Annotated in this window: 8 protein-coding genes; 3 read left to right on the top strand and 5 right to left on the bottom strand. The window is 42.6% G+C overall.

What is annotated here, in order from left to right:
* Window positions 1–61: 61 nt before the first annotated feature.
* The 5 genes from lgt to ADF62_RS07905 all read right to left on the bottom strand — a co-directional run bounded on the left by lgt (window position 62) and on the right by ADF62_RS07905 (window position 4,797).
* Window positions 62–853 carry a prolipoprotein diacylglyceryl transferase gene (gene lgt / locus ADF62_RS07885; protein WP_048788547.1) on the bottom strand — a complete coding sequence of 264 codons (792 nt, stop codon included), beginning with the start codon at window positions 851–853 and terminating at the stop codon, window positions 62–64.
* Complete coding sequence (gene hprK, locus ADF62_RS07890) at window positions 853–1,782, bottom strand: HPr(Ser) kinase/phosphatase (protein WP_003093297.1); 930 nt, start codon at window positions 1,780–1,782, stop codon at window positions 853–855. Before hprK ends, lgt begins: the two co-directional genes overlap by 1 nt.
* 126 nt (window positions 1,783–1,908) lie before the next feature.
* Entirely contained in the window at window positions 1,909–2,172 is a 264-nt protein-coding gene (locus ADF62_RS07895) for a PspC domain-containing protein (protein WP_048788548.1), read from the bottom strand.
* A 65-nt stretch (window positions 2,173–2,237) separates the two neighbouring features.
* Complete coding sequence (locus tag ADF62_RS07900) at window positions 2,238–2,678, bottom strand: SprT family protein (protein ID WP_003093754.1); 441 nt, start codon at window positions 2,676–2,678, stop codon at window positions 2,238–2,240.
* Window positions 2,665–4,797, bottom strand: a complete 2,133-nt coding sequence (locus ADF62_RS07905; RefSeq protein ID WP_048788549.1) for a Tex family protein — start codon at window positions 4,795–4,797, stop codon at window positions 2,665–2,667. Before ADF62_RS07905 ends, ADF62_RS07900 begins: the two co-directional genes overlap by 14 nt.
* A 228-nt stretch (window positions 4,798–5,025) precedes the next feature.
* Here ADF62_RS07905 and ADF62_RS11700 point away from each other — a divergent pair, with 228 nt between their 5' ends.
* The 3 genes from ADF62_RS11700 to ADF62_RS07915 are packed head-to-tail and all read left to right on the top strand — an operon-like array spanning window position 5,026 to window position 6,880.
* Window positions 5,026–5,157 (top strand): SPJ_0845 family protein, encoded by a 132-nt coding sequence (locus ADF62_RS11700; RefSeq protein WP_002885949.1) that lies wholly within the window; start codon window positions 5,026–5,028, stop codon window positions 5,155–5,157.
* Between the two features lie 5 nt (window positions 5,158–5,162).
* On the top strand, window positions 5,163–6,065 hold the full coding sequence (locus ADF62_RS07910) for a permease (RefSeq protein WP_048788550.1): 903 nt from the start codon (window positions 5,163–5,165) through the stop codon (window positions 6,063–6,065).
* Entirely contained in the window at window positions 6,065–6,880 is an 816-nt protein-coding gene (locus ADF62_RS07915; RefSeq protein WP_003097494.1) for a TIGR03943 family putative permease subunit, read from the top strand. The genes ADF62_RS07910 and ADF62_RS07915 overlap by 1 nt, the downstream gene beginning before the upstream one ends.
* The last annotated feature ends 295 nt before the right edge of the window (window positions 6,881–7,175 follow it).

Genomic DNA, 7,175 nt, shown 5'->3' on the forward strand with positions numbered 1-7,175 from the left:
CTGCTTCTTATGACCTTTATTATAATTTTCATTTCATTATAACAAAGTCTGAACAGTATGACTAGCTTTTCATTTTATAATCTGCTTTTGGACGTTGTTTACGGAAATATAAGAGGATAGCTCCAAGGATAATGATGGAAATGCTGACCCATTGTGAAACACGCAAGCCAGCAAACATGAGACTATCCGTACGCATGCCTTCAATGACAAAGCGTCCAAGGCCATACCAGATAAGGTAAAATGAAGTCACATCTCCCTGTCGCAATCCCTTATTAAAGCGTCGTAGTACTAGAATAATGCTAAAACCAACTAGATTCCACAGACTTTCATAAAGGAAGGTAGGTACACGGTAGCTTCCATCAATAAACATCTGCTGACGGATAATTTCTGGAAGATAATTCAGATGACTAACTGCTTTTCCATAGGCCTCTTGATTGACAAAATTTCCCCAGCGACCAATACTCTGAGCTATCATGACCCCAGGGGCCGCAATATCTAGAAAATCTAAAACCGAAATACCATGACGTTTGGCGAACCAATAAAGGACAGCTGCACCACCAATCAAGCCACCATAGATGGCAATTCCACCATTCCAAATCGCAAAAATTTCCGATGGATTTTGGCTGTAATAAGACCACTGGAAAATCACATAGTAGAGCCTAGCACCAACAATAGCTATAGGAAAGGCTAAAAGAATAAAATCTAAGATATGCTCAGGATCGATTCCCTTTTCAGGAGCCCAACGCTGAGCCAGATAAACGGCAAGTAAAAGACCAGATACAATACAGATGGCATACCAATGAATACTGATTGGACCAAGTCTTAGAGCAATTGGATCAATAGTAGCTAACATTATTCTTCACCATTCTTACTAATGAGGTTAGTCAAACGGTCATTAAAAGTTTTGGTTGCATCAAATCCCATTTGCTTAGCACGATAGTTCATTGCTGCAGCTTCGATAACGACTGACACGTTACGTCCTGTCTTAACAGGAATGCGGATACGTGGAATCTTAACGCCCTGTAATTCAATCTCTTCATTGCTATTTCCAAGACGGTCAAAGACCTTGCCATTTTCAAAATTCTCAAGATATATGCCCAACTGAACTTGAGATGAATTGCGGACAGCACTAGCTCCGTAGAGACTCATGACATCAATGATACCAACCCCACGGATTTCAAGAAGATGGCGGAGGATTTCTGCGGGCTCACCCCAGAGAGTCTCCTCATCCTTAGCATAAACATCCACACGGTCGTCAGCGACAAGACGGTGACCACGTTTCACCAACTCAAGCCCTGTTTCACTCTTACCGATACCAGAATCACCCTGGATGAGAACACCCATCCCATAGATATCTACTAAAACACCATGGACACTAGTACGTTCAGCTAATTGAGAGTTGAGATACCAAGACATGTCACCTGAAAGTGATGATGTACCATTGCGTCCTTGAAGAACTGCTACACCATTTTCCTTAGCAGCTTGAAGCATCTCTTCCGGAATCTCAAGACCACGTGCCACGATAACAGCTGGAGTTTCCGCTTTAAACATATTAGCAAAAACAGAATAACGGTTATTATCAGTCATGGTTTTAAGGTAGGACCACTCCTTCATCCCAACCAACTGAAGTCGTTCTGGTGAATAATAGTCAAAATAACCCGTCATTTCTAAACCAGGACGAGAGATATCAGCCGTTGTTATTGGTTTTGACAAAAGTTTTTCGTTCCCATAGACAACCTTAAGCTTAAGCTTATCAACCAACATTTTAACAGTTACTGTCATATTATTTCCTCCGATTATTTACTAGTTTCATTGTATCATAAAAAGGTTTTCAATGCGGTTCTCAAATCAAAAAAGACCTATGACTAGCACTAAGGCCAATCATAGATCTTTTCTCTTATAATTTGCTTACCAGTTCCACTCGTCTTCTACAGGTTCAGCGTTTTTACGTTTACGTCCATCCTTAAGTTTGATTTCGGGATAAATATCTTCTTTGTAAGGAAGGAGAAAGGCTAAAACCAAGTATAGAAAGATTCCAAACTGTGTTGAAACCATGAGAATGATAGCCAAGATACGAGCTAGAGTCAGGTCCCAGCCAAACTTATCTGCCAAACCTGCAACAACACCGGCGACGAGTCTATTTTTTCGTGTCTTATAAAAACGATTTGACATGGTCTACTTCTCCCATCATTTCTTTGGTTTAATTATATGATTTTTTTAAACTAAAAAAATCAGCCCTAGGACTGATTTAGAAAAATGAGCTTGCCTCGACACAGACCGCATCCAAACTTCTGTGTATTGACACGGCGTTTGCGACGGTAAATATGACCACAAGATTGGCACTGATAGAGGTAGTACTTCTCCTTTTGACCTTGCATCTTTGGAGCGTATCTAAGGCCATCGACCTTAGCTAGTAAGTCCTTGAAATCTCTATCAGCATGCTTGTAGCCCTTCCCTTGAAAGTAAAGGTGATAATGACAGAGTTCGTGGCGGACGATTTTTCGAAAGGTCTCAAGACCATGTTCCTCATAGAGTTTTGGGTTGAAATCTAAGTGTCCATCCTTGGGAAAGAACCGCCCTCCAGTGGTCCGGAGACGCTTGTTCCACAAGGCTTGATGCTTAAATTCCCAGCCAAAATCTTCTATAGAAACAGTCTTAACATAATCAGTTAGATTCACGTGGATTCACCAAGGAGAGGTTGAGTTTTTCATGCTCCAAATCAACTTTTGATACCCATACGGTAACCAAATCCCCAACAGAAACGACCTGACTTGGATGGTTAACGAAGTTCTTACTCATCTCAGAGATGTGGATAAGACCATCCTCATGGACACCGATATCCACAAAAGCACCAAAGTCCACAACATTTCGGACTGTACCTTCAAGTTTTTGTCCTACTGACAAGTCTTTGAGTTCAAGAACATCCTGACGAAGCACCGGTGCTTCAAAATCATCACGGAGGTCACGACCTGGTTTCAAAAGGTCAGCAATGATATCTTTAAGGGTTTCCTGACCAAGCCCTAGCTCTTCTGCTGTTTCTTTAAGATTAAGAGCCTTCAATTTCTCTTTGGCAGAGTCGTCCAAATCTGTGATATCCAACTGCTTGAAGAGGTCTTTTACCGCTGGGTAAGACTCTGGGTGGACCCCTGTATTATCCAAGATATTCTTAGCATTTGGAATACGAAGGAAACCTGCAGCTTGTTCGAAGGCCTTGGCACCAAGTCGTGGGACCTTTTTGATTTCAGCACGTGATGCAATCTCACCATTTTCCTCACGGTAGGCGACGATATTTTCAGAGATAGTCTTGTTGAGACCTGAGACATGTGACAAGAGGGTACTACTTGCCGTATTGACATTGACACCAACCTGGTTAACCACGGTATCAACGACGAAGTCAAGATTTTCAGAAAGTTTCTTCTGACTAACATCATGCTGGTATTGGCCTACTCCGATTGATTTAGGGTCAATCTTAACCAACTCAGCCAATGGGTCTTGAAGACGACGGGCAATGGAAATGGCAGAGCGTTTTTCGACCGTTAAGTCTGGGAACTCATGGCGGGCCAACTCTGATGCAGAGTAAACAGAGGCACCACTCTCATTGACAATGACATAGGAAGTCTCTGGAAAATCCTTGAGAACTTCTGCCACAAAAGCTTCACTTTCACGACTGGCTGTTCCATTACCGATAGCGATAATCTCAATGGCATGCTTTTTAATGAGGTCAGCCAAGTCTTTCTTAGCTTGGGCAATCTTGGCCTGACTGGCTGGAGCCACTGGATAGATAACTTGCGTTGTAATGAGCTTACCAGTTTGGTCAACCACGGCCAACTTAGCCCCTGTACGAAAGGCTGGGTCAAACCCAAGAACCATCTTACCTTTAAGTGGTGAGACTAGGAGAAGGCTTCGAAGGTTTTGAGAGAAAAGTTGAATCGCACCATCTTCTGCTGCTTCAGTCAACTCGCTACGGATACGACGCTCCATAGCTGGAATGATTTTCTTCTTGAGAGATTGGTTGATGACTTCCTCGATATAGTCATTTTTTTGTTTGAAACGGGCACTGTAAAAACGGTGCATTTTCTCAAGATTGTGCTTAAAGGCTACCTTGACAACGCCTAGTTTCTCCCCACGGTTAAGGGCTAATGTACGGTAACCTTGAAGTTTAGACACCTTATCCTCAAAATCATAGTAAATCTTGAAAGTTTCTTTTTCATCCAGCGATTGATCCTTGAGGGTTGAAGTGATGTCACTATTGTTCCAGATTTCGTTGTAGGTCCAAGAGCGCAAGCTATTGTCCTCAGAAAAGGCCTCAACCAAAATATCAACAGCACCCGCAAGAGCCTTATCAGATGTTGGAAAGGCTTCAGATGTCAACTTTTCAGCTTCAGCCTTGAGGTTGGGACTATTTTGCAAGATAAGACGAGCCAAGGGGAAAAGTCCTGCTTCACGAGCAATAGTCGCCTTGGTGCGGCGTTTTTCCTTATAGGGGAGGTAGAGTTCTTCCACATCTGCCAACTTCTCAGCAGCTTCAATAGCTGCTTTGAGTTGATCAGTCAATTTGCCCTGAGCCTCAATCTTGGCAAGAACTGTTTCCTTACGGTCTTGAAGAGCAGTCAAGGACTTGTCCATATCAATGATGGCCTTGATTTGCGTCTCATCCAGATTACCGGTTTTTTCCTTACGGTAACGGGCAATGAAGGGAATGGTATTGCCTTCTGCGGTCAATTCCAAAACAGTTTCAACTTGTTGTTTTTTTAGGCCCAATTCTTGAGCCAATGTCTCTAAATTACGATTTTCCATAAACTCTATTATACCACGAGAGGAGATTTGCTTGGGCAGAAAACCTTGTAGCTGAAGCGAGAATTTTTAAGCAAGAGGTAGTATAATAGAAAGGTAGACCTATTGTTAAGGGCTATTTCTTTCGGAAAATAGATACATCTTCCTAGAAGCAGAGCTTCTTCGGCCGATGCCCTAATTTTCTCTTAGAAATGTCGCCCTTAGTATCTTATGTAAACTCGGAGGCTTTTTATGGCAGTTATTCAGAAAAAAACAAATGAACTTGAAAGCATGATGGCATCTTTTGCGGCTATCCCTGATTTTGAAAAGGCGGGAACTGATCCTAAGAAGGACAAACGTCTTCAAGAAGATAAGAAGAAATAATTTTTATGGCTATTTTTCATCAACTACCAGATAGCGTTTTGCAGCTTCTGGCAGTTTTTCTATCTATTATTATCGAAGCCCTGCCCTTCGTTTTGTTGGGAAGTATCCTGTCTGGCTTTATCGAGGTCTTCGTGACTCCTGAAAAGGTCCAAAACTTCCTCCCTAAAAATAAGGTCCTGGCTATTCTCTTTGGAACTCTGGTTGGTTTTATTTTCCCTTCTTGTGAATGTGGGATTGTTCCCATTATCACGCGCTTTTTAGAGAAAAAAGTGCCTAGCTACACAGCTATTCCGTTCATGGCAACTGCTCCTATCATCAATCCAGTCGTTCTCTTTGCGACCTATACTGCCTTTGGGAACTCTTGGTACTACGTGATTTTACGTTTCCTTGGGGCTTTCTTGATTGCCATGATTTTGGGAATCTTGCTTGGCTTTGTGGTGGATGACCAGATTCTCAAGGACAATCGTAAGACCAGTCATGTTCACGACTATAGTGGTTTGTCAGCTGGTAAGAAAGTTTTTCAAGCCCTAGTTCATGCTGTCGATGAATTTTTCGACACTGGACGTTATCTGATTTTCGGGAGCCTGGTGGCCGCAGGGATGCAGACCTACCTACCTACCCGTATTCTTACGACAATCGGGCACAATTCGGTGACAGCCATCCTTATCATGATGCTTTTGGCCTTTATCCTCTCGCTTTGTTCGGAGGCGGATGCCTTTATCGGGGCTTCGCTGCTCTCTAGTTTCGGAGTGGCACCAACAGTTGCCTTTCTCATCATAGGTCCTATGGTTGATATCAAGAACTTGATTATGATGAAACACCAGTTTAAGACACGCTTTGTTGGTCTCTTTGTAGGAACCGCAAGTCTGGTGACAATCATTTATTGTCTGCTATTGGGGGTGATTTAATGTTACGTTTTCTCATCTTATCTGGGTATTTTGAGCTCGTCATGTACTTACAAGTTTCCGGCAAGCTCAACCAGTACATTAATATCCACTACTCCTACTTGGCCTACATTTCCATGGTGCTTTCCTTTATCCTCGCTGTGGTTCAACTCATTGTTTGGATGAAGCAGATGAAGGTTCACTCGCATTTGTCAGGTCGAGTAGCCAAGGTAGCCAGCATCGTTCTCTTAGCCTTTCCAGTCCTCACTGGACTTTTAGTACCAACAGTGACCTTGGATGCCAATACCGTATCAGCCAAGGGTTATCATTTTCCACTGGCGGCAGGGAGCGATCCTAATCAGGCCGACCAAGAGGGAACGACCATCCAGTACTTGAAGCCGGACACTAGCTCCTACTTCACCTCCTCAGCTTATGAGAAGGAAATGACCAGAGAGCTCGCCAAGTACAAGGGACGTGAGACCATCCAGATTACCACAGAAAATTACATGGAAGTTATGGAGCTCATCTACCTCTATCCTAACGATTTCGTAGGCAAGAAGGTCACCTATACAGGTTTTGTTTACAATGACCCACAAACCAAAGGTTATCAGTTTATCTTCCGTTTTGGTATTATCCACTGTATCGCCGATTCAGGTGTTTACGGACTGGCGACGAGAGGAAGTGACCAAACCTTCAAGGATAATACCTGGATAAAAGTCACTGGTACCATCACTGTGGATTACTATCAAAATCTCAAACAGAGCCTACCTATCCTCAATTTGACTGAAGTTAAAGAGGTCGGACAGCCTGACAATCCTTATGTCTATCGCGTATTTTAAAAAGCCAAGTTCAATTGAACTGGCTTTTTAAGTTGAATCAAACTGTACAGTTACTTAAATCTTGAGAGTACAAAAACTGACTTGATTTCTAGCTTGTCGCTTACTCAGTTGTACAGTTACTTAAATCTTGAGAGTACAAAAACCCGATATGTCGAAGAAGTGAGTGAACACCCGTTGTACAGTTACTTAAATCTTGAGAGTACAAAAACTTAAGGCTAGTCATGTGTTTTGCAACGCCCGTTGTACAGTTACTTAAATCTTGAGAGTACAAAAACTGCCCAAAGCACCGTTAACC

It is taken from the genome of Streptococcus sp. 1004_SSPC, assembly GCF_001069025.1.
GTDB classification, from domain to species: Bacteria; Bacillota; Bacilli; order Lactobacillales; family Streptococcaceae; genus Streptococcus; species Streptococcus vestibularis.